This is a genomic window from Dactylosporangium sp. NPDC051541 (genome assembly GCF_044454505.1).
Taxonomy (GTDB): Bacteria; Actinomycetota; Actinomycetes; order Mycobacteriales; family Micromonosporaceae; genus Dactylosporangium.
This window is the reverse complement of sequence record NZ_JBITDU010000001.1, coordinates 727,593-751,065: the sequence shown is the minus strand read 5'-3', so window position 1 is coordinate 751,065 and position 23,473 is coordinate 727,593. Positions and strand designations below refer to the sequence as shown.

Here is a 23,473-nt window from a genome sequence, read left to right as displayed (position 1 = left end):
TTCAGCTGTTGATCGCGGCCAGCAGTGACGGCGCCAATGCCTTCCGACACACCACCAGGTCAGGCAGGCGAGGGTCGGGCTGGTTGTATTCCAACGTAGTCCCGTCGATACGGGAAGCGTGCAGGCCCGTGGCGAGAGCCACAGCGACCGGGGCGGCGGAGTCCCATTCGTACTGGCCTCCGGCGTGTACGTAGGCATCAACGGCCCCGTCGATCACCGCGGCGATCTTCGCTCCCGCCGACCCCATCGGCACCAGTTCGATTGGAAGTTTCTCGGCGAGGGCGCTCAGCAGGGCCGGCGGCCGGGTCCGGCTGGCGGCCATCCGGATCGGCTCGCCCTGCACGCCGGGCATCGGCGGGAACGGCGGCGGCGCGTCGGTGCCGAGCACGCAGTGCTGCGCCGGCAGGGCCACGGCCCCGGCGGTCAGCCGGCCGGACGCCGAGGACTCGGTGGTCCGGCAGTACAGCGCGACGTGGACGGCCCAGTCGGCCCGCCCCTCCTCGCCGAACTCGCGGGTGCCGTCCAGCGGGTCGACGATCCAGACGCGCTCGGCGGAGAGCCGGGCCGCGCTGTCGGCGCCCTCCTCGGACAGGATCGCGTCGGCCGGGCGCCAGCGCTCCAGCTGCTCCACGAGCAGCTCGTGCGACCGCCGGTCACCGGCCTTGCGCAGCTTGTCCGGGTCGGCGTAGCCCATCTCCTCGCGCAGCTTCAGCAGCATGTCGCCGGCGCGCTGGGCCAGCCAGCGGGCGAAGCCGCCGTCGGTCGCGGGTGGTAGGTCGGTCATCTCAGTACGCTCCAGCCCCTCGGGTCACAGCGCTCAACGTCCGCAGCAGGATGACCAGGTCGAGCGAGAGCGACCAGTTTTCCACGTACTGCAGGTCGAGGCGGACCGCTTCGTCCCACGATAGGTCCGACCGGCCGGACACCTGCCACAGGCCGGTCATCCCGGGCCGCACGGCCAGCCGGCGCCGGGCGTCGTCCGGATACACGGCGACCTCCTCCGGCAGCGGCGGGCGCGGCCCGACCAGCGACATGCTGCCGCCGATCACATTGAGCAGCTGCGGCAGCTCGTCGAGCGAAAACTTGCGCAGAAGCCGCCCGACGCGGGTGACCCGCGGGTCGTTGCGCAGTTTGAACAGCGCGCCGTCGACTTCGTTGAGGTGCCGCAGCTCCGCCAGGCGGGCCTCGGCATCGATGTGCATGGTGCGGAACTTGTAGATCACGAACTCGTGGCCGTCTTTGCCTACACGTACCTGTCGGAACAGTACCGGCCCGGCCGATTCCGCGCGAACCGCCAGCGCGAGTACAGCCAAAAGAGGGCTGGCCAGCACCAGCAGGGCGACCGCGCCGGCCCGGTCGACGAGGGCTTTGACCAGTCGGCGGGCCCCGGTCAGGGTCGGGTGTTCGACGTGCAGCATCGGCAGCCCGTCGACCGGGCGGATCGTCGTGCGGCTGCCGGCCACGTCGATCAGGGTGCTGGCCACGATGAGGTCGATGTCGTCGCGCTCGAGGTGCCAGGCCAGCCGGCGCAGCGCGTGGCCGTCCAGCTCCGGGCACGACAGCACGAGCACGGTGTCGGCCCGGGCCTTGCGCACCGCGGCCGCGATCTCGTCGAACGCGCCGAGGACCGGCACGTCGGCGACCGCGCCGGGGGCGGGCAGGCAGGCCCCGACGACCTTCAGGCCGTGGTACCGCTCGCGCCGCAGCTGCCGGGCCATCGCCTCCACGGCGAGTTCGTGGCCGACCACGACGACCCGGCGCATGCACGCCCCGCGCCGCTTGCGGGCCCGGTGCAGGAGCTTGCGCAGCAGGAAGCGGGCGAGCAGGCAGCCGAACGTGATCAGCGGCAGCGCGACGAAGAACCAGGCGCGGGCGATGCGGATCTCGGAGGCGTAGGCGACGAAGACGGTCGCCGCCGTGAGGGCCAGACCGGCCCGCAGGACCCGCTGGTACTCGTCCGTGCCGACGAACAGATGCCGCTTCTCGTAGGCCCGGTTGGCCGCGAGGCTGGCCGTGAACGCGATGGGCAACAGCAACGACATCAGGACATAGCGGCTGTTGTACAGCGTGACGTCGTTCGAGAACCGGGCCTCGAACGCCACCGCACCGGCCGCCAGGCCGATGACGAAGTCGAGGACCAGCAGGGTGCGCAGGTAGCGGCCCTCCCAGGCCCAGCGGGCCCGGTGGCGGGCGGTGCGGCCGGCGCCGGCCCGCATGTCCGGCGCGGCGATGCGCACCGGGGTCGCGGCGGTGCGCGTGAACGGTGTCGTGCCGCGCACGGCGTCCTCGACCTGCGCGGCCAGGACCGGGTCGACCAGCTCGGGGGCGCGCACGGCGCCGGGAGCGGGGGCTGGGGAGACGGGGGCGGGCGCCGGGGAGACGGGGGCGCGGCGGACGTTGGCGCGCACCGGGCTCGGGCGGCGGCGGGCGTTGGACGTGCGGATGGGGGCCGGGCGGTCATACCCGTCCCGCGTTCTTCCGCTGTCGATCGCCACGTCGCCTCCTCAGAAGGACCGTCTCTATCAAACGGTGCAACCTCGGGTACAACGTGCAAGTCGGACATTCGTCACGCAGACGGGTAATCGGGACGAGCGGTATTACATAGACGAAAGGGTCGTTTACTCCGCGTGATAGCGGTTCTGGGCTGGCTCCAGGCCCTGGTCGATTATCATCTCGACGGCGTCCGCGGCCCGGTCGACGAAGAAGTCGAGCTCCTTGCGCTCCACCGTGGAGAAGTCGGACAGTACGAAATCCGCCGGCTGTTGCCGCCCCGGCGGCCGGCCGATCCCGAAGCGCACCCGCAGGTAGTCCTTGCCGCCCAGCGAGCTGGACATCGAGCGCAGACCGTTGTGGCCGCCCTCGCCACCGCCCTGCTTGAGCCGCAGTTGCGTCCAAGGAATGTCGAGCTCGTCGTGTACCGCGATCACCTGCTCCCGCGGCACCTTGTAGAACTGGGCCAGGCCGGCCACCGGCCCCCCGGCGAGGTTCATGAAGGTCAGCGGCTTCACCAGCACCAGCCGCGGCCCGCCGACCCGCAGCCGGCCCTCGGCGACGTCGGCGACGACCCGGCGGTGCTTGCCGAAGCGCAGCCCGGCCCGGCCCGCCAGCAGGTCGGCGACCATGAACCCGACGTTGTGGCGGTGCCGCGCGTACTCGGCCCCGGGGTTGCCCAGGCCCACGACCAGCCAGGGCGCGTCGTCGGTCACCGTTGCCTCCTCATGGTGCTTCGCTTCGGCATAGCGAAAGGCCGCGGCCGCCGGAGTTGGCGGTCGCGACCTTTTTCAGCGCTGGGTTGTACCGGGGGTTGTTGCTCAGGCCTCGGCGGCAGCGGGCTCCGGCGTCTCGGCCGGCGCCTCCTCGGTGCTGTCCGACTCGATCGACTGGTCCTGGTTGGCCTGGACGATCGCGATGACGAAGTCGGGGTCCGCCGCCAGCTCGGTGCCTTCCGGCAGCTTGACATCGGACGCCTTGATCTGGCTGCCGGCCTCGAGGCCGTCGAGCGAGGCCTCCAGGTGCTCGGGCAGCTTGGTCGCGTCGGCCAGGATCGAGACCGTGTTGCTCTCGGTCATGACCATGGTGTCGCGGGCCGCCTCGCCGGTGAGCCGGACGGGGATCTCCACGGTGACCTTCTCGCCGCGGCGGACCACGAGCAGGTCCACATGCTCGTAGGTGTCCTTGATCGGGTCACGCTGGATGGCCTTGGGCAGGGCCAGGGCGGCGCTGCCGTCGGAGATCTCGATGTTGAAGATCTGGTTGTTGCCGCCGTGGCGGATCGCCGCGGCGAACTCACGGGCGGGCAGGGCGATGTGGCGGGGCTTCTCGCCGTGGCCGTACAGCACGGCTGGCACCTTGCCGGCCCGGCGCGTGCGGCGGGCACCACCCTTGCCGAACTCCGTGCGGGGCTCGGCGCTGATCTTTACCTCGGACACGACAAAACTCCTGATGCGGTTGTGCGGCGGGCACCGGCCGGGCGCGACCGGTTAACAGTTGTCTGTGGTGGTGCGGTGCTCGGGCGAGGGGGCGCACACGGGGCACAGGCCCGGAGCACCGCGTCGATCACGGAGCGCCCGCTTCGGCCGGCATGACGGTTCATGTGTGGCGGTCGGGGATGTGTCACACCCGGCAATCACAAATGAACCGCACGCCCGGCCCGTGGGGAACACCCTCGCCGTGGCAACCTGAATAGCTTACCAGTGCCTCGCGATCGCCCCGCTCCCTCCCCGGTGGAGGGCTCCGCCCACCCACACCCCCTGACACACTTTGGTCGCGGTACGCGTGCCGGGGGCCGGAAGCGCCGTGGAGGCGGCCTTCACAAACCCTTGGCCGCCTTCCCCGACGTCAGGACAGACCGCCGAAGAGGGTCGTTACGGAGCCGTCGTCGAAAACTTCGCGGATCGCGCGGGCCAGCAGCGGTGCGATGGACAGCTGGGTGATCTTCTCCACCTTGCGGTCCGGCGGCAGCGGCAGCGTGTTGGTGACCACGACCTCACTGATCTTGCTGGCGTCGAGGCGGGAGCAGGCCGGGTCGGACAGGACCGGGTGGGTGGCCGCGACCACGACCTCGGCCGCGCCCTCGTTGAACAGGATGTCGGCCGCGCTGACGATCGTGCCGCCGGTGTCGATCATGTCGTCGACGATCAGGCAGACCCGGCCCTCGACCTCGCCGACCACGCGGTTGGCCACGACCTGGTTGGGCTTGCTGGGGTCGCGGGTCTTGTGGATGAAGGCGAGCGGGCAGCCACCCAGCCGGTCGGTCCAGCGCTCGGCGACCCGCACCCGGCCGGAGTCGGGTGCCACGACCGTCATCGGGCGGCCGGCGTACTTGGCCTCGATATGGTCCGCGAGGGTGGCCATCGCGAACAGGTGGTCGACGGGGCCGTCGAAGAAGCCCTGGATCTGCGCGGTGTGCAGGTCGACGGTGAGGATGCGGTTGGCCCCGGCGGTCTTGAGCAGGTCGGCGATGAGCCGGGCGGAGATCGGCTCGCGGCCGCGGTGCTTCTTGTCCTGCCGGGCATACGGGTAGAACGGCAGCACCACGGTGGTGCGCTTGGCCGAGCCCCGCTTGAGGGCGTCGACCATGATGAGCGTCTCCATCAGCCAGTCGTTGATCGGCGCGACCATCGACTGCACGACGAACGCGTCGGAGCCGCGGACCGACTCGCGATACCGGATGAAGATCTCGCCGCTGGCGAAGTCGTAGGCGTCCATCGGCGTCGGGTCGACCCCGAGCACCGCGCCGATCTCCTCGGCCAGCGCGGGGAATCCCCGGCCGGAGAAGAGCATGAGGTTCTTGCGGTTCTCCGAACTGATGCTGGCCATTGGGTCCGCCCGCTCCCGATCATCTGGTGGTTGCGCTCATTGTTCGTCGGCTGGCCCCGTTTCAGCCACTTCACCAGCCCCGGCGTGGTTTTCTTCACGTGCCAGGGCCGCCCGGGCCGCGTCGGCGGCCGCCGTGCCCGCCCGCTTGCGCTCCACCCAGCCCTCGATGTTGCGCTGCTGAGCTCGGGAAACACCCAGGGCACCGGGCGGGACGTCCTTGATGATGACGCTGCCGGCGGCCGTGTAAGCACCATCACCGACGGTCACCGGCGCGACGAACATGTTGTCGGCCCCGGTGCGGGCGTGGGCACCGATGACCGAGCGCTGCTTGCGCACCCCGTCGTAGTTGACGAAGACCGAGGCCGCACCGATGTTGGTGTGCTCGCCGATGGTGGCGTCGCCGACGTAGGACAGGTGTGGAACTTTCGCGCCCTCGCCCAGCGTCGCCGCCTTCGTCTCCACGAACGTGCCGACCTTCGCCTTGCGTCCGAGCGCGGAGCCGGGCCGCAGGTAGGCGAAGGGTCCGACCGAGGCCTGCGGCCCGATGTGCGAGGAGACGGCGTGGGTGCGCACGACGGCCGCGCCCGGGCCGACGACCACGTCGATCAGCGAGGTGTCCGGGCCGACCACGGCCCCCTCACCGATGCTGGTCGCGCCGCGCAGGTGGGTGTTGGGCTCGATCACCGCGTCGCGCTCCAGCGTCACGGTGACGTCGATCCAGGTGGTGGCCGGGTCGACGATGGCGACACCGGCCCGCATCCAGTCGCCGTTGATCCGGTCCCGCATGAGGGCGCGCAGCCCGGCCAGCTCGGCCCGGTCGTTGGCCCCGAGGGTCTCGGTGGCGTCCGGGGCGCGGTGGGCGACGATCGGGGCACCGGCCGCGGCCAGCATGCCGATCACGTCGGTGAGGTACTCCTCACCCTGGTCGTTGTCCGTGGAGAGCTTGCCGAGCATCTCCCGCAGCGCGGCCGCCTCGAAGACGTACGCCCCCGAGTTGATCTCCCGGATGGCCCGCTGCTCCGCCGTCGCGTCGCGCTCCTCGACGATCGCGGCGAACTCCCCGCCCCGGTTGCGCACGATGCGCCCGAGGCCGGTGGGGTCGGCCACCTCGGCGGTGAGCACGGTGGCCGAGGCCTTGGTGTTCTCGTGGGTGTGCACGAGCGCGGCGAGCGTGTCGGCGCGCAGCAGCGGGATGTCGCCGTTGAGCACCACCACCGTGCCGTTGAGCTCCGGGTTGGCGTCGAGCGCGATGCGCACCGCGTGCCCCGTGCCGCGCCGCTCCTCCTGCACGACGGGGCGGGCCTCCGGGGCCACCTGGGCGAGGTGATCCCGCACGAGGTCGCCACCGTGGCCGACGACCACGGTGACGGTCCCGTTCTCCAGGAAGGGCTCGGCCGCGGCCAGCACGTGCCCGAGCAGGGTGCGCCCGAGCAGGGGATGCAGGACCTTGGGGATCGCGGACTTCATCCGCTTGCCTTCGCCGGCGGCCAGGATGATCACGTTTCTCACGGAGCGCTCCTCGACGGTGTCGGTGCGCCTCATCGTAGTCAGGTGGCTGGGGTGCCTGGATTCGAACCAGGACTGCAAGGCTCCAAAGGCCTGCGGGCTGCCGTTACCCCACACCCCATCAACCACGCCCCCGGAAGCCTAACCGGCCGGTCGATCCCTTTTGCCCCAGGGGTTCCCGCGCGATTTTTTCCGGAGTTCAGCCGATCGGGGTCGGACGAAGATCACAATGGAGCACCGGGTCAGCGCCTTGACACGAGCTTCGTCTGGCCAACCTACGCTCCCGTAAGTTACGGTGACGTAAGCGTAGGCGCCGCCGCCGCCGGCCGACCAGGTCTCGCCCGACGAGGCCTGTGCCGCCTGACAGTCCGTAGTCACTGAGTCCCTTGAGAGGTGCCATGTCCGTATCGGTCCTTGACCCCACGTCCACCGACGGCCCCGCCAACGGGCCGAAGCCGCTCACCGAAGGCAAGCAGCCCGCCGGCATCGTCGTCGCGCTGTGGGCCTTCGTGATCCTGCCCTTCATCGCGCTGGTGGCCGCCGTGCCGGTCGCCTGGGGCTGGGGTCTGAGCTGGCTCGACGTGGTCCTCGGCGTGATCTTCTATGTCATCGGGGGACTGGGAATCGGGACCGGCTTCCACCGGTACCTGACCCATGGAGCGTTCAAGGCCAACCGCGGACTGCGCATCGCACTGACCCTCGCCGGCAGCACGGCGATCGAGGGCCAGCCCACCCAGTGGGTCGCCGACCACCGCCGCCACCACGCGTTCTCCGACCGGGAGGGCGACCCGCACTCGCCGTGGCGCTTCGGTGAAAGCTTCGGCGGCCTGGTCAAAGGCCTCTTCTACGCCCACGTCGGCTGGCTGTTCTTCCGCGAGCTGTCCAACCGCGAGCGCTTCGCGCCCGACCTGATGGCCGACAAGGACATCCAGCGCATCGACAAGGCGTTCCCGCTCATCGTCACCCTTTCGGCGACGCTCCCGGCGATCATCGCGGGCCTGGTCACCTGGTCGTGGCAGGGCGCTCTGGCCGCCTTCTTCTGGGCCGGCCTGATCCGCATCGGCCTGCTGCACCACGTCACCTGGTCGATCAATTCAATCTGCCACGTGTACGGCGAGCGCCCGTTCGAAACCCGCGACGGCGACAAGGCCAGCAACTTCTGGCCGCTGGCGATCCTGTCCTTCGGTGAGAGCTGGCACAACCTGCACCACGCCGACCCGACCTGCGCCCGCCACGGCGTCGACAAGGGCCAGATCGACATCAACGCGCGCCTCATCTGGATCTTCGAGAAGCTGGGCTGGGCGACCAACGTCCGCTGGCCCAAGCCGGACCGGCTGGACGCCAAGCGCGTCGCGGCTGGCACGATGAACGGGTGACCGAGCGCCCGGAGGACATCGACCAGCCACGGCCGCCCGCCCCGCCGCCGCCGGTCTCACCCAAGTCACGGGTGCGAATGTCCGCCGCGCAGCGCCGTGAGCAGCTGATAGCGACCGGCCGCGCGCTCTTCGCCGAGCGAGGCTTCGACGCCACCTCCATCGAGGAGGTGGCGTCGCGGGCCAAGGTCTCCAAGCCGGTGGTCTACGAGCACTTCGGCGGCAAGGAGGGCCTCTACGCGGTCGTCGTCGACCGCGAGGTCCGCTCCCTGCTCGACCGGATCACCAACGCCCTGACCGCCGGGCACCCCCACGAGCTCCTGGAACAGGCCGCCCTGGCCCTGCTGGACTACATCGAGTCGGAGACCGACGGCTTCCGGGTCCTGGTCCGCGAGTCCCCGATCATGTCCACCACCGGCAACTTCATGAGCGTCCTCAACGACGTCGCCCACCAGGCCGAACACATCCTGGGCGCGGAGTTCAAACGCCGCGGCTTCGACCCGAAACTGGCCGAGCTCTACTCCCAGGCGCTGGTCGGCATGGTCGCCCTGACCGGCCGCTGGTGGCTTGAGGTCCGCAAGCCGAAGAAGGAAGTGGTAGCGGCCCACCTGGTCAACCTGGCCTGGAACGGCCTGTCCAACATGGAGGGCAAGCCCACACTGATGACCGGCCGCCCCGCGAAGTAGAGCTGTATCCCCGAATCAAGGGGGAGCACGCTCCACCCACGCCCCCTCACAATCTTCGCCGGCAGCGGCGGGTCCCAAGGCGTGACCCCCCTGCTCGCCGAACCCACCCGTCACCGCGAGACGAAGAACGGACTCAGGTAGGCCACCGCGAGCCCGGCCGATCGGTACCCCTCCAGCCGCGCGGCCCGGGCATCGGCCGCCCGGCCCGGGTCGGTGATCCGCAGCACCACCCAGTCCCCGGCGTCGTCATCGATCCGCACCGGAAAGCTCAACGTCCGGTTGACGACCCGAAACTCGAACTCGGCAACGATCGCGGGCACCGGCTCCCCTCGCTGCAACACCTGCAACCGCAGCGGATGCCCCACCCAGTCGTCCGGCGCGAAGAAATCCACCTCAATCCGCACATACCCGGATTTATCGGCATTTATCCGGTCGAGTCGCTGGGTAGCTCCCATGGCCACCCCGCCGAGCCGGGCATCGACGCGAAGCCCCCGCTCTCGGGTGGCGAACATCCGCCGCCGCAACATCGCCGCCCGCACCCCGCCCCGGCTCCGCTCCGGCGCCCAAAGCCCGGTCCGCCCCAGCCCGTCGTGAAACCCCCACCCGCCGCGATGCTCATCGGTGACCCCGGCCAGCCCGACCCGCCACCCCGCGTCGAGGCAGGCGACCAGCGGCGAAACCCCGGCGTCGACCCCTTCGAACAGGTAGTCCTCGTCCCGGTTGAACATCTCCAACGCCACCAGCCGCTCGGCCAGCCGAGGGTCGTACCGGAACATCCCGAACCGCCCCGGCTCCCGCCCCGGATGGTTGAACCCGACCAGCTCGTCCCCGGCCGCCAGCCAATCGTGGAACGCCAGCACCGCGGCGGGCCCGTCGGCCGGCCCTTCGTCGGCGATGGCGGAGCCCGAAGGCACCCCGTCCGAGACCAGCGGCAGCGGCTCCACCCACCGCTCCCCGCCCCAGACGTTCATGTGCCCGAGCGACGTGCTGGACCACTCGAACCCGCGAACGGCCACGAACGCGCCGGGCTCATCGGCCGCGTCGGCGAGCTTCCCGATCCGCCGCCAGCCCTCGTCGTCGATGGTCTTGGCCGGCTCACTGATCCCGTACGCGTGATCGGTGATCGCCGCGACGTCCAGGCCCGCGGCCCGCATCGAGGCGAACGCCTCCTCGGCCCACCCGTCACCGTCCGACAGCCGCGTGTGGTTGTGCAGGTCAGCGTGCAACAGCAGCTCGCCGCCGGCACCCGCTCCCCCGGCGACCGCTGCACCGCCGCCGGGCCACGCTTGCCCATCCCCGGCGACCGCTTCCCCGCCGCCGGCGACCAGCAACGCGTCCGTCATGCCTTCAGACCATCACCACTGCCGTACGCCGGCATGTGCTGGTCCTGAACTTCTGGGAAACGCGGAAGCTTTCCAGGAGATGAGCAACCAAACGAGCAGACTGAGATGAGCAAACCGAACGAGCAGACTTCCGGGACCGAGGTTCACGAAGCGGAACCGTCACGGTCCGAGCGGGGAACTCACCGAACGGACCCGCGGCAGTCCACCCCAACCAGGCAAAACCCACAGACACCCGCTGTCCTCGGCATCGAACAGCACCACATTCCCGCCGCCTGAAACCTGTGCAGTGCGAGCAGTCCGAGCAGTGCGGCATTCGCGGCGAGAGATCGGCCGTTCGCGCTCCGTCTTCCAAAACTCATCCTAGCCCACGCCCACAAATCACTCCCAAGGTTCACTTCGGAGCGTAATCATGTCACCACCCATATGGCCCGATCCGGCGAAAGGACCGGGCCGGGCCGGGGCGGACCAGGGCGGGGCGGGTCAGGAGCGGGCGGCGGCGGGGCTGCGGCGGTGGGTGTCCTCGGCGGTCGCGGCGGTCCGGGGGCCTACGCGGTCGTAGAGGCTCGCGGTGCCGATGATGAAGCCCAGGATGAAGGTGACGATGACATTGACCATGGAGAACGCGAACACGTTCGCCTCGGTCTGCATCAGGGCCAGGGACGCCATGCCGACGACGATCAGGACGATGCCGGCGACGGTGTTGATCGTGTGGGCCAGGTTGCGGCCGATGATGTTGGCGCCCAGGACCACCGCGCCGGCCACGATCGACAGGAGGGAGAACGCCGGGTTGGTGCGCAGGCCCAGGACCCATTCGGCGTCGTCGCGGGTGAAGAAGTCGGAGCCGGAGGTCGCGATGAAGCCGGCCACGCCGAAGACCAGCATGTAGAGGCCCGACGCGGCGGACAGCAGCCGGTACAGCGGCCTCAGGTGGTGGTTGACTGGAAAATGAGCGGCCATAGCGGTAATCCTAAGGTCAGGTCACCCGGCTATCTCGGCCAGGGCGAGCCATTGCTCCTCGATTTCGGCTTTCTCCTGCTGTACCGCGCGCAGCTGCGCGTCCAGCTCGGTGATCTTCGTGTAGTCGGTGGCGTGTTCGGCCAGCTTGGCGTGCAGCTGCTCTTCCTTCTGGGTCAGCCGGTCCATGCTGCGTTCGAGCTTCGCCAGCTCCTTCTTCGCGGCCCGCTGGTCCTTCTCCGAGGCGCGCAGGTCCGGCGAGCGCGCGGCGGAAGCGGCCGCCGAGCCCGCCGACGACGTGCTCGCCGCGAACCCGGCCGAGTCGGAGACGTGCGCGAGGTACTCGTCGACCCCGCCGGGCAGGTGGCGCAGGCGGCCGTCGCCGTGCATGCCGAAGACGGTGTCCGCGACCCGTTCGACCAGGTACCGGTCGTGACTGGCCACGACGAGCGTCCCCGGCCACGAGTCGAGCAGGTCTTCCAGCGCGGCCAGGGTGTCGATGTCCAGGTCGTTGGTCGGCTCGTCGAGGAGCAGCACGTTGGGCTCGGTGGCGAGCAGGCGCAGCAGCTGCAGCCGGCGCCGTTCGCCGCCGGAGAGGTCGCCGACGGGTGTCCAGACCCGGGCGCCGGTGAAGCCGAAGACTTCGGCCAACTGGCCCGCGGTCAGTTCGCGGTCGCCGAGCTTGACCCGCTTCGCGACCTCCTCGACCGCTTCGAGCAGGCGCAGGTCGTTGGGCAGTTCCCGCAGTTCCTGAGACAAAAATGCGGCTTTGACGGTACTGCCACGAAGCAGCCTTCCACCATCCGGTTCCCGGACGCCGGCGAGGACCCGCAGGAGCGTGGTCTTGCCGGCGCCGTTGGCTCCCAGGATGGCGATCCGGTCGCCGGGGCCGACGATCCAGTCGGTCGGGTCGAGCAATGTCCGCTCCCCGGCCCGCAGCGAGAGGCGTTCGAGTTCGTACACCTGCTTGCCGAGCCGGGTGACGGCGAGGCGCTGCAGGGACACGTTGTCGCGGGCCGGCGGGACGTCGGCGATGAGCGCGTTGGCCGCGTCGATGCGGAACTTGGGTTTGCTGGTGCGGGCCGGCGGGCCGCGGCGCAGCCAGGCGATCTCCTTGCGCAGCAGGTTCTGGCGGCGGGACTCGGTCTCGGCGGCGACCCGCACCCGTTCGGCCCGGGCCAGGGTCCAGGCCGCGTAGCCGCCCTCGTAGGCGCGCACGGTCGCGTCGGCGACCTCCCACGTGTCGGTGCAGACGGCGTCGAGGAACCAGCGGTCGTGGGTGACGACGATGAGCGCGCCGCGCCGCTGCAGCAGGTGCCGGGCCAGCCAGGCGATGCCGGCGACGTCGAGGTGGTTGGTGGGCTCGTCGAGGATGAGCAGGTCGGCCGGGCGGACGAGGAGCGCGGCGAGGGCCACGCGGCGGCGCTCGCCACCGGACATCGGGCCGACCGGCGCGTCCAGGCCGAGGTGCGGCATGCCGAGACCGTTCAGGACGGTGCGGACCCCGGAGTCGCCGGCCCACTCGTGCTCGGCGGCGAACCCGGCGGGCAGCCAGGCGGTGCCGACGATGACGTCGCGGACGGTGGCCGCGGGCGGCAGGTCCAGGGTCTGGGGCAGCGCGGCCACCCGCAGGTCGCGGCGGTGGGTGACGCGGCCCTCGTCGGGCTCCTCGGCCTTGGTGAGCATCCGCAGCAGGGTCGTCTTGCCGGCGCCGTTGAGCCCGACGATGCCGATCCGGTCGCTGTCGTCGATGCCGAGGGAGATCTCGTCGAAGATCTGCCCGGCCGGGTAGGTCTTGGAGACCTTGTCCAGGCTGACGATATTGGCCACTACAACACCCTCGCACCGGGAACGGGACCGGCCGCGGTCCGCACGGCCCGGCAGCATTCGCGGGCCTCCAGCTCGGCGGCGAGCAGGGCCGCGTGCCGGGCGTCCTCGGCCAGGAAGACACAGGTCGGGCCGGAGCCGGAGATGAGGCCGGCGAGGGCACCGGCGTCCAGGCCGGCGTCGAGGACCTGCCGCAGCTCGGGCCGCAGGTGCAGCGCGGCGGCCTGCAGGTCGTTGGCGAGCCGGGTGGCGAGGACCTCGGGGTCGCGCTGGCGCAGCGCGCCGAGCAGGTCGTCGGGGGCGCCGGCCACGCCGACCCCGCCGAGCTCGTCGAACGTCTTGTAGACCAGCGGCGTGGACAGCCCCTCGTCGGCGACGGCGAGCACCCAGTGCCAGGCGTGGCCGCCGGTGAGCACCGGGCTGACCAGTTCGCCCCGGCCGGTGCCGAGGGCGGTGCCGCCGAGCACCAGGAAGGGGATGTCGGAGCCCAGGGTGGCGGCGATCGCGGCGAGGTCGTCGCGCGACATGCCAGTACCCCACAAATGATCGCAGGCCACGAGCGCGGCGGCGGCGTCGGCGCTGCCACCCGCCAGTCCGGCCGCGATGGGGATCTGCTTTTTCAGGTGGAGCCGCGCGAACGCGTCGTGCCCGGTCTCGGCGGCCAGGGCCCGCACCGCGCGCAGGATCAGGTTGTCCTCGCCCAGGGAGAGCGCGCCGGCGCCCTCGCCTTCCATCGTGAGCGTCAGCGTGTCGCCGCGGCGGGCGGTGAGCTCGTCGTAGAGGCCGATCGCGTGGTAGACGGTGGTCAGCTCGTGGAAGCCGTCCGGGCGGGTCGGCCCGACGTGCAGGTGGAGGTTGATCTTCGCGGGCACGCGGACCCGGACCGGTCCGTGGGCGGCCAGGCGCGGCCGGTCGAACTCCTCGTCGTCCTCGGAGAAGAGCGGCTCGGTCACTGCTGCACCCTACCCGGGCTCCTCCCCCGCGCTGCGCTGGCGGGCGATCCGGGTGAAGTCCTCCACCGTGAGCTGCTCACCCCGCAGTCCAGGGTCGACGCCGGCGGCCCGCAGAACACGCTCGGCCGCCGGAGGACCACCGGCCCAGCCGGCGAGGGCGGCCCGCAGTGTCTTGCGCCGCTGCGCGAAGGCCGCGTCGATCACCGCGAAGGTGGCCTTCCGATCGCCCTCGAACCCGGCGTGTACGGAAAATCCGACGAGTCCGGATTCGACGTTCGGCACCGGCCAGAACACGGCCGCCGGGACCTTGCCGGCCTGCCGCGCGGTCGCGTACCAGGCAAGCTTGACGCTGGGCACCCCGTAGACCCGCGACCCGGGCCCGGCGGTGAGCCGGTCGGCGACCTCCTTCTGCACCATGACCAGCCCGCGCCGCAGTGACGGCACGGTCGCCAGGAGATGCAGAACCACAGGGACGGCGACGTTGTACGGCAAATTGGCGACGAGGGCCGTGGGTTTGACGGCCCCGAGGTCGACCCGCAGCGCGTCCCCGGTGATGACGGTCAGCCGGTCGGCGTGCTCAGGCGTGTGCTGCGCGACGGTCTCCGGCAGCGCGGCCGCGAGGGGCGGGTCGATCTCCACCGCGCACACGGCGTTGCCGTGCTCCAGCAGGGCCAGGGTCAGGGAGCCGAGGCCCGGCCCGACCTCGAGCACCACGTCGTCCGCGGCGAGCTCGGCGGCCCGCACGATCTTGCGCACCGTGTTGGGGTCGTGGACGAAGTTCTGCCCGAGCTGCTTGGTGGGGCGGATGCCGAGCCGGGCCGCCAGCTGCCGCACGTCGGCGGGGCCGAGGAGGGTCACGTCCAGCGTCCGAAGGCGCGTTCGCCGTTGGCCGAGATGGCGGCGCACAGCGCGGCCAGGTCGTGCCCGGTGACCTCGGCCAGGGCCCGCACGGTCAGCGGGATCAGGTAGGAGGCGTTGGGGCGGCCGCGGTATGGCATCGGGGTGAGGAACGGCGCGTCGGTCTCGACCAGGATCGCGTCCAGCGGGGTGATCGCCGCGGCCCGGCGCAGGTGCTCGGCGTTGCCGAAGGTCACGGTGCCGGCGAAGCTCAGCAGGAAGCCCCGGTCGAGGCACTCCCGGGCGAACTCCTCGTCGCCGGAGTAGCAGTGCATGACGACCTGGTCGGGCGCGCCCTCCTCGTCGATGACCTTGAGGATGTCGTCGTGGGCGTCGCGATCGTGGATGACCAGCGCCTTGCCGTGCCGCTTGGCGATGGCGATGTGCGCCCGGAAGCTCTCGTGCTGGGCCCGGCGGCCGTCCTCGCCGGTGCGGAAGTAGTCGAGCCCGGTCTCGCCGATGCCCCGGACCCGCGGGTGGGCGGCCAGCCGCTCGATCTCGCGCAGCGCGGCGTCGAGGTCGGCCTGGCGGGGCGCGTCGTTGGGGTGCAGCGCGACGGTGGCGAGCACGGCCGGGTGCCGCTCGGCCACCTCGGCGCCCCACCGCGACGACTCCACGTCGACGCCGACCTGCACCAGCCGGTCCACCCCGGCCGCCGTCGCCCGCGCGATGGCGTCCTCGACGGTCGCCGGTCCGTCGCTGCCGTCACCCTCGAGGGTGATGTCGATATGGGTATGACTGTCGAGCACCGGGACCGGCAACGGCTCGGTGGCGGGCGGGAAAGCGCCCTGGCGACTGTGTTTTCTCGCACTCATCGGGGTCCAGGATGCCATGCCCAGTTTGCAGTTAACTCAGCGTTCATCTCGTCACAATCCCCTCACCTTAGCGTCGGCGAAGTGACGGTAATCGGACACGCGGAAGGGTCCGCGACGCACAGCGTGACCATCGAAGGCGTGGCGTACCCGGCGGAGGAGATCGCGCAGGGCGCGGCGTACGAGGTGTATGCCACCCACGCGGCCCCGGGCTTCCTGCCCAATCCGCGGCCGGGCGCGAAGTGGCCCTACCGTCGTTTCATCCACGCCACCGAGGTCACCTCCGCCCTCGACGGCCTGGAGGACGAGCCGCTGCTGATGCCGGTCACCCGGGCCCTGGACTGGGCCACCATCCACCGGCTGAGCCAGACCCCGGCCGCGGCCGGCACGCTCGCCCCGATCCGGCGCACCGCGGTCGTCCGGCGCGGCACCCGCATGGTCAAGTTCCTCTCCGGCCGCCAGCTGCAGGGCTACCTCAAGGGCTGGCCGATCAGCGGCTTCTGCTATCGCGCCTTCGACGTGGCCCACCTGCGCACGCCCGAGGATCTGGCCATTCTGACGGGCGAGCACAGTACCGGCGATGTCGTCTTCGCAGTGCGCTGGCGGGCCGTCGACGCCCACGACTACGAGGTACCGCTCGCGGCCGACTACGCCGGGCTGATCTCCATGCCGCCGCACGACCGCCTCGGCCCGCCCGTGATCGGCACCGGCTTCGCCCCCAGCGGCAAGCACATCGTGCCCGAGTTCATCACCGCCGACCTCGCCGAGCTGCCGCTGCCGGCGAACACCTCGCTGGTCGCCTACACCCGCGACGGCACCGAGGTCACGCTCTACACCTACCTGCCGGAGCAGCGCGCCTGGAGCCGGATGCACGGCCCGCAGTGGCGCCACCTGCTGCCGGACCAGTCCGACCAGGAGTACTTCCCGATCGACCCGGGCCTGACCCGCTACATCGGGACCTACCGCGACAACATGTTCGAGGCGATCGTCGACCCGCCCGGCGAGTTCCGGGTCGCGGCGAAGACCCGGGCCGCGCGATACCCCCTGGACTCCCTCGCCCGCCGCGTGCCCCGGGCCACCTGGCGGGAGGCCCGCTGCACGGTGATCCGCCAGGAGGGCGACTGGCTGCGGCTGCGCCTGTCCCGGCCCGACGGCGACGCGGTGGCCAAGCTCGGCGCCCACTGCGTCGAGCGCGGCCTCTACGAGGCGTGGGCGCCGGCCAACGAGGTGACCGACGCCCACGAGAGCGACCACTGGTATCAGATCAGTTAGCTGCCCTGGCGCGCGCTTCGCGCGAAGCGCGGTGGGGGTTCCCACCCACACCCCCATGCCCGCGAGCGGGCACCATTTCCGCGCTTCGCGCAGAGCGTCTTCAGCTCTGCAGTCGGGCCAGCTCCTCTTCGACGATCGACTCGTCCAGCTTCTTGAACACCGGGGTCGGCGCCTCGAGCTCGGTGCCGGACTCGATCTCGACGTGCTCCCATTTGGTGCCGACGGTGTAGTCGCCCATCAGCACCGGGTACGTCCCGCCGTTATCGAGATCCTCCACTTCGCGGATCTCGGGCATCGGGGCGTGCACGCCGGTGCCGCCGAGCAGCTCGTGGATGCGCTGGGCGGCGTGCGGCAGGAACGGCGTCAGCAGCGTGTTGCAGTCCCGTACGGCCTGCAGCGCCACGTGCAGGACGGTGCCCATCCGGGCCTTGTCCTCCTTGAGCTTCCACGGCGCCTGGTCGGAGAAGTACTTGTTGACCTCGCCGACGATTCGCATGGCCTCGGTGATGGCGGCCTTCTGCCGGTGCTTGCCGATCAGCTGCCCGACCGAGTCGAACCCGGCCCGCACCGACGCCAGCAGCGCCGTGTCCTCGTCGGTGAGCCCGCCCGGTGAGGACACCGGCGGGATCTCGCCGAAGTTCTTGGCCGCCATCGAGATCGAGCGGTTGACCAGGTTGCCCCAGCCGGCGACGAGCTCGTCGTTGTTGCGGCGGCGGAACTCCGACCAGGTGAAGTCCGTGTCGTTGGACTCGGGGCCGGCCACGGCGATGAAGTAGCGCAGCGCGTCGGCGTCGTAGCGCTCCAGGAAGTCGCGCACGTAGATGACCACGCGGCGGGAGGAGGAGAACTTCTTGCCCTCCATCGTGAGGTACTCCGAGGAGACCACCTCGGTCGGCAGGTTGAGCGCGCCGAGGGCCTGCGGCTTCGGGCCGCTGTAGCCGAGCAGGATCGACGGCCAGATCACCGAGTGGAAGACGATGTTGTCCTTGCCCATGAAGTAGTAGCCCTGGGCGTCCGGGTCCTGCCACCACTGCCGCCAGGCCTCGGGGTCGCCGGTGCGGCGGGCCCACTCGATCGAGGCCGACAGGTAGCCGATCACCGCGTCGAACCACACGTAGATCCGCTTGTCGTCGCGGTGCTTCCAGGCCTCGAGCGGGATCGGCACGCCCCACTCCAGGTCGCGGGTGATCGCCCGCGGCTGGAGGTCGTCGATGAGGTTGCGGGAGAACTTGAGCACGTTGGGCCGCCAGTCCTCGCGCGTGTCGAGCCAGGCGTTGAGCTGGTCGGCGAACGCGGGCAGGTCGAGGAAGAAGTGCTCGGTCTCGACGAATTGCGGCGTCTCCCCGTTGATCTTCGAGCGCGGGTTGATCAGCTGCTCGGGGTCGAGCTGGTTGCCGCAGTTGTCGCACTGGTCGCCGCGGGCGCTGTCATAGCCGCAGATCGGGCACGTGCCCTCGATGTACCGGTCGGGCAGGGTCCGCCCGGTCGACGGCGAGATCGCGCCCAGGGTCGTCTTGGCGATGATGTAGCCGTTGTCGTAGAGCCCCGAGAAGAGCTCCTGGACGACCTGGTAGTGGTTGCCGGTGGTGGTGCGGGTGAACAGGTCGTAGGACAGCCCGAGGCCATGCAGGTCCTCGACGATGATCCGGTTGTAGCGGTCGACCAGGTCCCGGGGCTTCGTGCCCTCGGCGTCGGCCTGCACCTGGATCGGCGTGCCGTGCTCGTCGGTGCCCGAGACCATCAGCACGTCGTGGCCGGCCATCCGCATGTAGCGGCTGAAGACGTCGGACGGCACCCCGAATCCGGACACGTGACCGATGTGGCGCGGCCCGTTGGCGTAAGGCCAGGCGACCGCGGCGAGAACACGACTCATGACCTGCAAGCGTAGTGACCCGTCCGGGACTTCGGCGAATGAGATAGGAGTGCCCGCTTTGCGGGCCTGGGGGTGCGGGTGGGATCCCCCCCGCCGCGCATCGCACGTAGCGCGCCAGGGGCAGCGAATTGCTAGATTCCGCCGACACGCGCCTGACGTCCGAAACGTCGGCTATCACCCGTTGTCCAATGAAAACGTGAGCGAAGAGCGAAATCGTCGAGGCTGGCGGGGCGAGGCCGCGGGGATTCCGCCCGTGCGCGTCCTGGTGCCGGCCGCCGCCCGGACCGCCGCCATTGCCCCGGTCTCGCCGCCGCCCCCGCCGGTCATGGAGGTGCGGGCCGACCCGGGGGCGACCGGCACGGACTTTCCGCTGTGGCCGGCGACGACGACCACGCTCGCGCTGCACGAGTCACCGCCGCCTGCGGAGGCCCACGCGGAGTCCGGGGCGGCCGAGGACGGCGACGGGGAGGCCGCGGCGGCCCACGAGGCCGGGCGGGCCGCGGTCGAGGACCACCTGGCCGGGCGGCCCGAGCAGTGGCCGCCACCGGCGATGCGGGTCATGCGCCAGGCCCGCGACGATCGCCGCACCGCGCCCGAGCGGCGCCGCCGCCAGCGCCGGGTCAAGCCGGCGAGGAGCGCGGCGGCCGGGCTGAGCGCCATGCTGGGCGTCGCGCTGCTGACCCTGTTCTTCGCCTGGACCAGTGCGGAGCCGTTCTGGCTGGACGTGGGCCACCGGGTGCGGGGCACCGCCGAGATCACCTCGTGTCACGGCTCCGGCGTGCTGCGCCGCTGCCTGGCCGAGTTCACCCGTCCGGGGCACGAACCGGTCGCCGGCACCCGCCTGATGGGGCTGGACGAGCCGACGGGCACGAGCGTGGCCGCGGAGATGGTGCCGGGCGGGCGGATCGCGTACGCCGGGAACCCGACCGGCCTGCGGGTGCGCTGGGCGGCCGGGTTCGGCCTGGTCGTGCTGAGCGGGATCGTGCTGGCCTGGCTGACCGGGGCCTGGCGGTTCAACCGGCTCCGTGACCGCCTCACCGCGTGGCTGCTGACCGTGGCCGCGCCCCTCGTCCTCGCCGCCGCCGTCGTGGTCACCGCCTACTGATCGGGCTGCTTGTGTGCGATGACCGCCGCGTAGACCTCGCGCTTGGCCAGATCGTGCCGCCTGGCCACCTCCTGGGTCGCCCGCTTGCGGTCGGCGCCCCCGGCCACCAGGTCGGCCACCTCGGCCGCCAGCTGCTCGTCGGCCGGCCGGCCGGCCTGGACCGGCGGCGCCCCGCCGACCACGAGGACGGCCCCGGCCGTCGGAGCCGGTGCGCTCAGCGTGGCGAGGGTCCCGCGCACCGCGGTCCGGTCGGCCGCGACCAGGGCGGCCGGCCGGTCCCCGCCGAAGGCCCGGGCCAGACCGGCCAGGTCCGGCACCCCGGTGAAGACGAGCGTGCGCGGCTCGGCGGCCAGCAGCGCGGGGTCCGGGGCCCCGTCCTCCACGCAGAACCGGTCGCTCGGCAGGCCGGACAGGGCGAGGGCGGTGATCGCGGCGCTCGGTCCGGGCACCGCGGTCACGTCCACTCCGAGATCGACGGCCGTGCGCACCGGATCGGGAACGTCGGCGATCCACATCGCCACCGTCCGGCCCTCGGTCAGCCGCCCCGCGAGCTCGGCCGGGGCCACCACCTCGGCGGTCGCGAGTGTTTCACGCAGGCGGGGGCTCGCATCCCCGGGATTTCCCGGCGAAGCCCCGAGCAGAATCAATGGCACATGTGCGATGGTGGCACCCCGACCCCTACGATCGCCCAATGACCTCGGGTGTGCTGACCCAAGCAAGCGAGCCGGAGACCCCCGCCCCCGCCGCGGTCGCGCCGGTGCGCGCGGTGGCCGACATCGTCCGCCGCCGCCTGGCCCCGGCACCGCGGGGCGGCCTGAGCTTCTGGCTCGTCGCGGCCCTGATCACGGGGGTCGGCCTGCTTCTGCGCCTGGTCAACCTCGCGCACCCGAAGGACGTCATCTTCGACGAGGTCTACTACGCCAACGAGGCGCAGGACCTGCTCCAGCGGGGCGTGGAGTGGAACCCCGAGGACAACACCCCGCAGTACGTGGTCCACCCGCCGGTGGGCAAGTGGATGATCGGGATCGGCGAGCAGCTCTTCGGGTACAACTCCTTCGGCTGGCGCATCTCCGCCGTCACCGTCGGCGCCATCTCGATCCTGCTGATCATCATCGCGGCCTACCGCCTGTTCCGCTCCACGATCCTGGCCGGCCTGGCCGGGCTGCTGATGTCGCTGGACGGCATGCACTTCGTGCTCTCCCGCGTGGCCCTGCTCGACATCTTCCTGATGTTCTGGATCGTGGTCGCGTTCTTCTTCCTGGTCCTGGATCGGGAGCAGCGCCGGGCCCGCTGGCTGCGGCTGCTCGACAACGGACTCGACCCGACCAGACCCGGTCCCCGGCCACGGCTGGGTTTCCCCTGGTACCGCCTGCTCTGTGCCATTTCTCTGGGGCTCGCCTGCGGCGTCAAGTGGAGCGGCATCTACTACGTCGGCATCTTCGCCCTGGCCCTGGTGCTGTTCGACATGAGCGCCCGCCGCAGCGCCGGCTACAAGCACTGGGTGCGCGAGGGCATCCTCACCGACGCCCTCGGCTGGTTCGTGGCGACGTTCGCGATCGCCGTGATCGTCTACATCAACACCTGGTGGGGCTGGTTCCTCTCGGACGGCGGCTACTTCCGCCACTGGTACGCCGAGAGCAACGGCCTGCCGCACGACCGCTGGTTCGACCCGCTGGTGAACCTGTGGCACTACCACCACGAGGCCTACAACTTCCACGTGTCGCTGGAGACGAAGCACCAGTACCAGTCCTGGCCCTGGCAGTGGCTGCTGCTGGGCCGGCCGGTGGCGTTCTACTGGGAGCAGTCCGGCACCTGCGGCGCTCCCAGCTGCGCCGCCGAGATCCTGCTGCTGGGCACGCCGCTGCTGTGGTGGTCGTTCCTGCCGGCCCTGGTCGCCCTGGGCTGGCTGGCGATCGCCCGCCGCGACGGCCGGGCCTGGCTGATCATGGCGGGGGCCCTGACCGGCATCGTGCCGTGGTTCAACGAGATGCCCGAGCACCGCACGATGTTCTACTTCTACTGCCTGCCGGCCGAGCCGTTCCTGGTCCTGGCCGTGGTCTACGTGCTCGGCGCGATCCTCGGCCCGGCCCGGCGGCTGCGGCCCAACAGCGACCAGCGGCTCATCGGGTCGATCATCGTCGGGGCCTACGTCATCCTGGTGGCCGCCTGCTTCGCGTATTTCTACCCAATCTACGCAGGCGTGGACATTCCCTACACGAGCTGGTTCGCCCGAATGTGGCTGGGGTCCCGTTGGGTGTAGATCCATCGCCCTAGTGGGTATCTGAAGAGCCGAGAAACCTGCCTTATATTATTTGCCGCACGGCAAACAATGGCTGGTGAAAGGCTCGCATGTCCGGCGTTGGCTCCCTCGACAAAGCACTGCGCACGTCTCCACCGGATCGCCTGGTGGAGACGCTCGACGCGTATCTCAGCTCGACCCACGGCACCAAGCACAGCACGGTGTGGCTGGCCGATTATCGCACCACCACCCTGTCGCCCACGGGCGCGGAGGCCGGCGAGGACCCCGGCGGCGGCCTCGGCGACCAGCTGGGCGCGGCGATGCGGGCGTTCGCCAGCCAGACGCCGGTCCTGGAGGCCCGCGACGGGCAGGTCCTGGCCCGGCTGCACCTGCCGGTGACCGCCTGGGGCGAGCGCATCGGCGTGCTGACGGTCGGGCTGGACGCCGACCGGGTGCCGTTCGAACGCCCGCGCCTGGAAGAGCTGGCGGAGCAGTTCGCGATCACCCTGACCGCCGCGTATCGCCGCACCGACCGCTTCCACCTGGACCGGCGCCGCACCGGCCGCCTGACCATGGCCGCGGAGCTGCAGTGGGACCTGCTGCCGGCCCGGGCCTACGAACAGCCGGGCGTGAAGTTCGCCGGCCAGCTCGAGCCCGCCTACGCGGTCTGCGGGGACCACTTCGACTGGTCGGTCAACGGCGACTGGCTCACCATGACCGCCCTCAACGGCATGGGCACCGGCCTGGACGCGGCCCTGCTCACCACGCTCGCGGTCAACGCGATGCGCAACGCCCGCCGCTCGATCCCGGCCGGGCAGCGCCGCCCCGGCGACCTCACCGACCAGGCGGTCCTCGCCGCGGACGCGATCTTCTCGCAGTACGGCGGGGCGCGGCACGTCGCCACCCTGCTGCTCTCGCTCAACACGGCCACCGGTGAGCTGCGCATGATCGACGCCGGCTCCCCGCGCATGCTGCTGGTCCGCAACGGCCAGGTCTCCGAGATGGCCCTGGACGCCCAGCTCCCGCTGGGGATGTTCGGCGACACCCGCTACGTGGAGGAACACACCACGTTGAACCCGGGCGATCGGCTGTTCGTAGTGAGTGACGGGGTGCATGCCGCCGCCAGGCCGAACGAGGCGACGTTCGGTGAGCGGGAGTTGAGCCGTGCCATACGATCGACCCGGTTGCAGCCTCCAGCCGAGGCGATCAGCAGCGTCATGCGCCACCTTCGTGAGTATCACGCGGGATCGGAGTTCGCGGACGACGCCCTGATCATCTGCTTGGACTGGTCGCCCCGAGCCGACCCGTGACCGC

20 protein-coding genes and 1 tRNA gene are annotated in these 23,473 nt (G+C 71.0%); 6 read left to right on the top strand and 15 right to left on the bottom strand.

Annotated features, from left to right (window positions below; genetic code table 11):
* Position 1: 1 nt before the first annotated feature.
* From ACIA8L_RS03515 to ACIA8L_RS03485, 7 genes are all read right to left on the bottom strand, one after another.
* Positions 2 to 784: a 3'(2'),5'-bisphosphate nucleotidase CysQ gene (locus tag ACIA8L_RS03515; protein WP_395899973.1), complete on the bottom strand. Its 783-nt coding sequence runs from the start codon at positions 782 to 784 to the stop codon at positions 2 to 4.
* Between the two features lies 1 nt (position 785).
* Entirely contained in the window at positions 786 to 2,495 is a 1,710-nt protein-coding gene (locus tag ACIA8L_RS03510) for a sugar transferase (protein WP_395899971.1), read from the bottom strand.
* Between the two features lie 123 nt (positions 2,496 to 2,618).
* A complete protein-coding gene (gene pth / locus ACIA8L_RS03505) occupies positions 2,619 to 3,206 on the bottom strand; it encodes an aminoacyl-tRNA hydrolase (RefSeq protein ID WP_395899969.1) in 588 nt (195 codons plus the stop codon).
* Between the two features lie 105 nt (positions 3,207 to 3,311).
* Entirely contained in the window at positions 3,312 to 3,929 is a 618-nt protein-coding gene (locus ACIA8L_RS03500; protein ID WP_395899967.1) for a 50S ribosomal protein L25/general stress protein Ctc, read from the bottom strand.
* A gap of 409 nt (positions 3,930 to 4,338) precedes the next feature.
* Entirely contained in the window at positions 4,339 to 5,319 is a 981-nt protein-coding gene (locus ACIA8L_RS03495; protein WP_395899965.1) for a ribose-phosphate diphosphokinase, read from the bottom strand.
* Between the two features lie 36 nt (positions 5,320 to 5,355).
* Positions 5,356 to 6,861 carry a bifunctional UDP-N-acetylglucosamine diphosphorylase/glucosamine-1-phosphate N-acetyltransferase GlmU gene (gene glmU, locus ACIA8L_RS03490; protein ID WP_395899963.1) on the bottom strand — a complete coding sequence of 502 codons (1,506 nt, stop codon included), beginning with the start codon at positions 6,859 to 6,861 and terminating at the stop codon, positions 5,356 to 5,358.
* A gap of 10 nt (positions 6,862 to 6,871) precedes the next feature.
* A tRNA-Gln gene (locus ACIA8L_RS03485) sits at positions 6,872 to 6,946 on the bottom strand.
* 277 nt (positions 6,947 to 7,223) lie between these two features.
* Between ACIA8L_RS03485 and ACIA8L_RS03480 the strand changes: the two genes are divergently transcribed.
* Positions 7,224 to 8,201 (top strand): acyl-CoA desaturase, encoded by a 978-nt coding sequence (locus tag ACIA8L_RS03480; protein ID WP_395899961.1) that lies wholly within the window; start codon positions 7,224 to 7,226, stop codon positions 8,199 to 8,201.
* A gap of 77 nt (positions 8,202 to 8,278) precedes the next feature.
* On the top strand, positions 8,279 to 8,884 hold the full coding sequence (locus tag ACIA8L_RS03475) for a TetR family transcriptional regulator (RefSeq protein ID WP_395901709.1): 606 nt from the start codon (positions 8,279 to 8,281) through the stop codon (positions 8,882 to 8,884).
* Between the two features lie 110 nt (positions 8,885 to 8,994).
* On the opposite strand, the gene ACIA8L_RS03470 is transcribed toward ACIA8L_RS03475, so the two are convergent.
* From ACIA8L_RS03470 to ACIA8L_RS03445, 6 genes are all read right to left on the bottom strand, one after another.
* Positions 8,995 to 10,227: a CehA/McbA family metallohydrolase gene (locus ACIA8L_RS03470; RefSeq protein ID WP_395899959.1), complete on the bottom strand. Its 1,233-nt coding sequence runs from the start codon at positions 10,225 to 10,227 to the stop codon at positions 8,995 to 8,997.
* A 480-nt stretch (positions 10,228 to 10,707) separates the two neighbouring features.
* Positions 10,708 to 11,184 (bottom strand): DUF4383 domain-containing protein, encoded by a 477-nt coding sequence (locus tag ACIA8L_RS03465; RefSeq protein WP_395899957.1) that lies wholly within the window; start codon positions 11,182 to 11,184, stop codon positions 10,708 to 10,710.
* A 21-nt stretch (positions 11,185 to 11,205) separates the two neighbouring features.
* The gene (locus ACIA8L_RS03460) at positions 11,206 to 13,011 is read right to left on the bottom strand and encodes an ABC-F family ATP-binding cassette domain-containing protein (RefSeq protein WP_395899955.1); all 1,806 of its coding nucleotides are present in this window, start codon (positions 13,009 to 13,011) and stop codon (positions 11,206 to 11,208) included.
* Complete coding sequence (locus tag ACIA8L_RS03455; protein WP_395899953.1) at positions 13,011 to 13,961, bottom strand: 4-(cytidine 5'-diphospho)-2-C-methyl-D-erythritol kinase; 951 nt, start codon at positions 13,959 to 13,961, stop codon at positions 13,011 to 13,013. The genes ACIA8L_RS03460 and ACIA8L_RS03455 overlap by 1 nt, the downstream gene beginning before the upstream one ends.
* Before the next feature lie 9 nt (positions 13,962 to 13,970).
* Entirely contained in the window at positions 13,971 to 14,819 is an 849-nt protein-coding gene (gene rsmA / locus ACIA8L_RS03450; RefSeq protein ID WP_395899951.1) for a 16S rRNA (adenine(1518)-N(6)/adenine(1519)-N(6))-dimethyltransferase RsmA, read from the bottom strand.
* On the bottom strand, positions 14,816 to 15,673 hold the full coding sequence (locus ACIA8L_RS03445) for a TatD family hydrolase (RefSeq protein WP_395899949.1): 858 nt from the start codon (positions 15,671 to 15,673) through the stop codon (positions 14,816 to 14,818). Before ACIA8L_RS03445 ends, rsmA begins: the two co-directional genes overlap by 4 nt.
* 81 nt (positions 15,674 to 15,754) lie before the next feature.
* Here ACIA8L_RS03445 and ACIA8L_RS03440 point away from each other — a divergent pair, with 81 nt between their 5' ends.
* The gene (locus ACIA8L_RS03440; protein ID WP_395899947.1) at positions 15,755 to 16,942 is read left to right on the top strand and encodes a hypothetical protein; all 1,188 of its coding nucleotides are present in this window, start codon (positions 15,755 to 15,757) and stop codon (positions 16,940 to 16,942) included.
* Positions 16,943 to 17,042: 100 nt separating this feature from the next.
* Here ACIA8L_RS03440 and metG read toward each other — a convergent pair whose 3' ends face one another.
* On the bottom strand, positions 17,043 to 18,815 hold the full coding sequence (gene metG, locus ACIA8L_RS03435; RefSeq protein ID WP_395899945.1) for a methionine--tRNA ligase: 1,773 nt from the start codon (positions 18,813 to 18,815) through the stop codon (positions 17,043 to 17,045).
* 196 nt (positions 18,816 to 19,011) lie between these two features.
* Here metG and ACIA8L_RS03430 point away from each other — a divergent pair, with 196 nt between their 5' ends.
* Positions 19,012 to 19,920, top strand: coding sequence for a hypothetical protein (locus ACIA8L_RS03430; protein ID WP_395899943.1), 909 nt, complete (start codon positions 19,012 to 19,014; stop codon positions 19,918 to 19,920).
* Here ACIA8L_RS03430 and ACIA8L_RS03425 read toward each other — a convergent pair.
* A complete protein-coding gene (locus tag ACIA8L_RS03425) occupies positions 19,914 to 20,573 on the bottom strand; it encodes a 16S rRNA (cytidine(1402)-2'-O)-methyltransferase (protein ID WP_395899941.1) in 660 nt (219 codons plus the stop codon). The two genes, ACIA8L_RS03430 and ACIA8L_RS03425, sit on opposite strands and share 7 nt — an antisense overlap.
* Here ACIA8L_RS03425 and ACIA8L_RS03420 point away from each other — a divergent pair.
* Positions 20,567 to 22,180 (top strand): dolichyl-phosphate-mannose--protein mannosyltransferase, encoded by a 1,614-nt coding sequence (locus tag ACIA8L_RS03420; RefSeq protein WP_395899939.1) that lies wholly within the window; start codon positions 20,567 to 20,569, stop codon positions 22,178 to 22,180. The genes ACIA8L_RS03425 and ACIA8L_RS03420 overlap by 7 nt on opposite strands.
* 89 nt (positions 22,181 to 22,269) lie before the next feature.
* Positions 22,270 to 23,469 (top strand): PP2C family protein-serine/threonine phosphatase, encoded by a 1,200-nt coding sequence (locus tag ACIA8L_RS03415; protein WP_395899937.1) that lies wholly within the window; start codon positions 22,270 to 22,272, stop codon positions 23,467 to 23,469.
* The last annotated feature ends 4 nt before the right edge of the window (positions 23,470 to 23,473 follow it).

Coding starts and splice junctions, on each gene's coding strand:
- ACIA8L_RS03495 (WP_395899965.1), bottom strand. CDS start 5,319: ATGGCCAGCATCAGTTCGGAGAACCGCAAGAACCTCATGCTCTTCTCC.
- ACIA8L_RS03445 (WP_395899949.1), bottom strand. CDS start 15,673: ATGAGTGCGAGAAAACACAGTCGCCAGGGCGCTTTCCCGCCCGCCACC.
- ACIA8L_RS03515 (WP_395899973.1), bottom strand. CDS start 784: ATGACCGACCTACCACCCGCGACCGACGGCGGCTTCGCCCGCTGGCTG.
- ACIA8L_RS03420 (WP_395899939.1), top strand. CDS start 20,567: ATGGCACATGTGCGATGGTGGCACCCCGACCCCTACGATCGCCCAATG.
- ACIA8L_RS03480 (WP_395899961.1), top strand. CDS start 7,224: ATGTCCGTATCGGTCCTTGACCCCACGTCCACCGACGGCCCCGCCAAC.
- ACIA8L_RS03470 (WP_395899959.1), bottom strand. CDS start 10,227: ATGACGGACGCGTTGCTGGTCGCCGGCGGCGGGGAAGCGGTCGCCGGG.
- ACIA8L_RS03415 (WP_395899937.1), top strand. CDS start 22,270: ATGTCCGGCGTTGGCTCCCTCGACAAAGCACTGCGCACGTCTCCACCG.
- glmU (WP_395899963.1), bottom strand. CDS start 6,861: ATGAGGCGCACCGACACCGTCGAGGAGCGCTCCGTGAGAAACGTGATC.
- ACIA8L_RS03475 (WP_395901709.1), top strand. CDS start 8,279: ATGTCCGCCGCGCAGCGCCGTGAGCAGCTGATAGCGACCGGCCGCGCG.
- ACIA8L_RS03465 (WP_395899957.1), bottom strand. CDS start 11,184: ATGGCCGCTCATTTTCCAGTCAACCACCACCTGAGGCCGCTGTACCGG.
- metG (WP_395899945.1), bottom strand. CDS start 18,815: ATGAGTCGTGTTCTCGCCGCGGTCGCCTGGCCTTACGCCAACGGGCCG.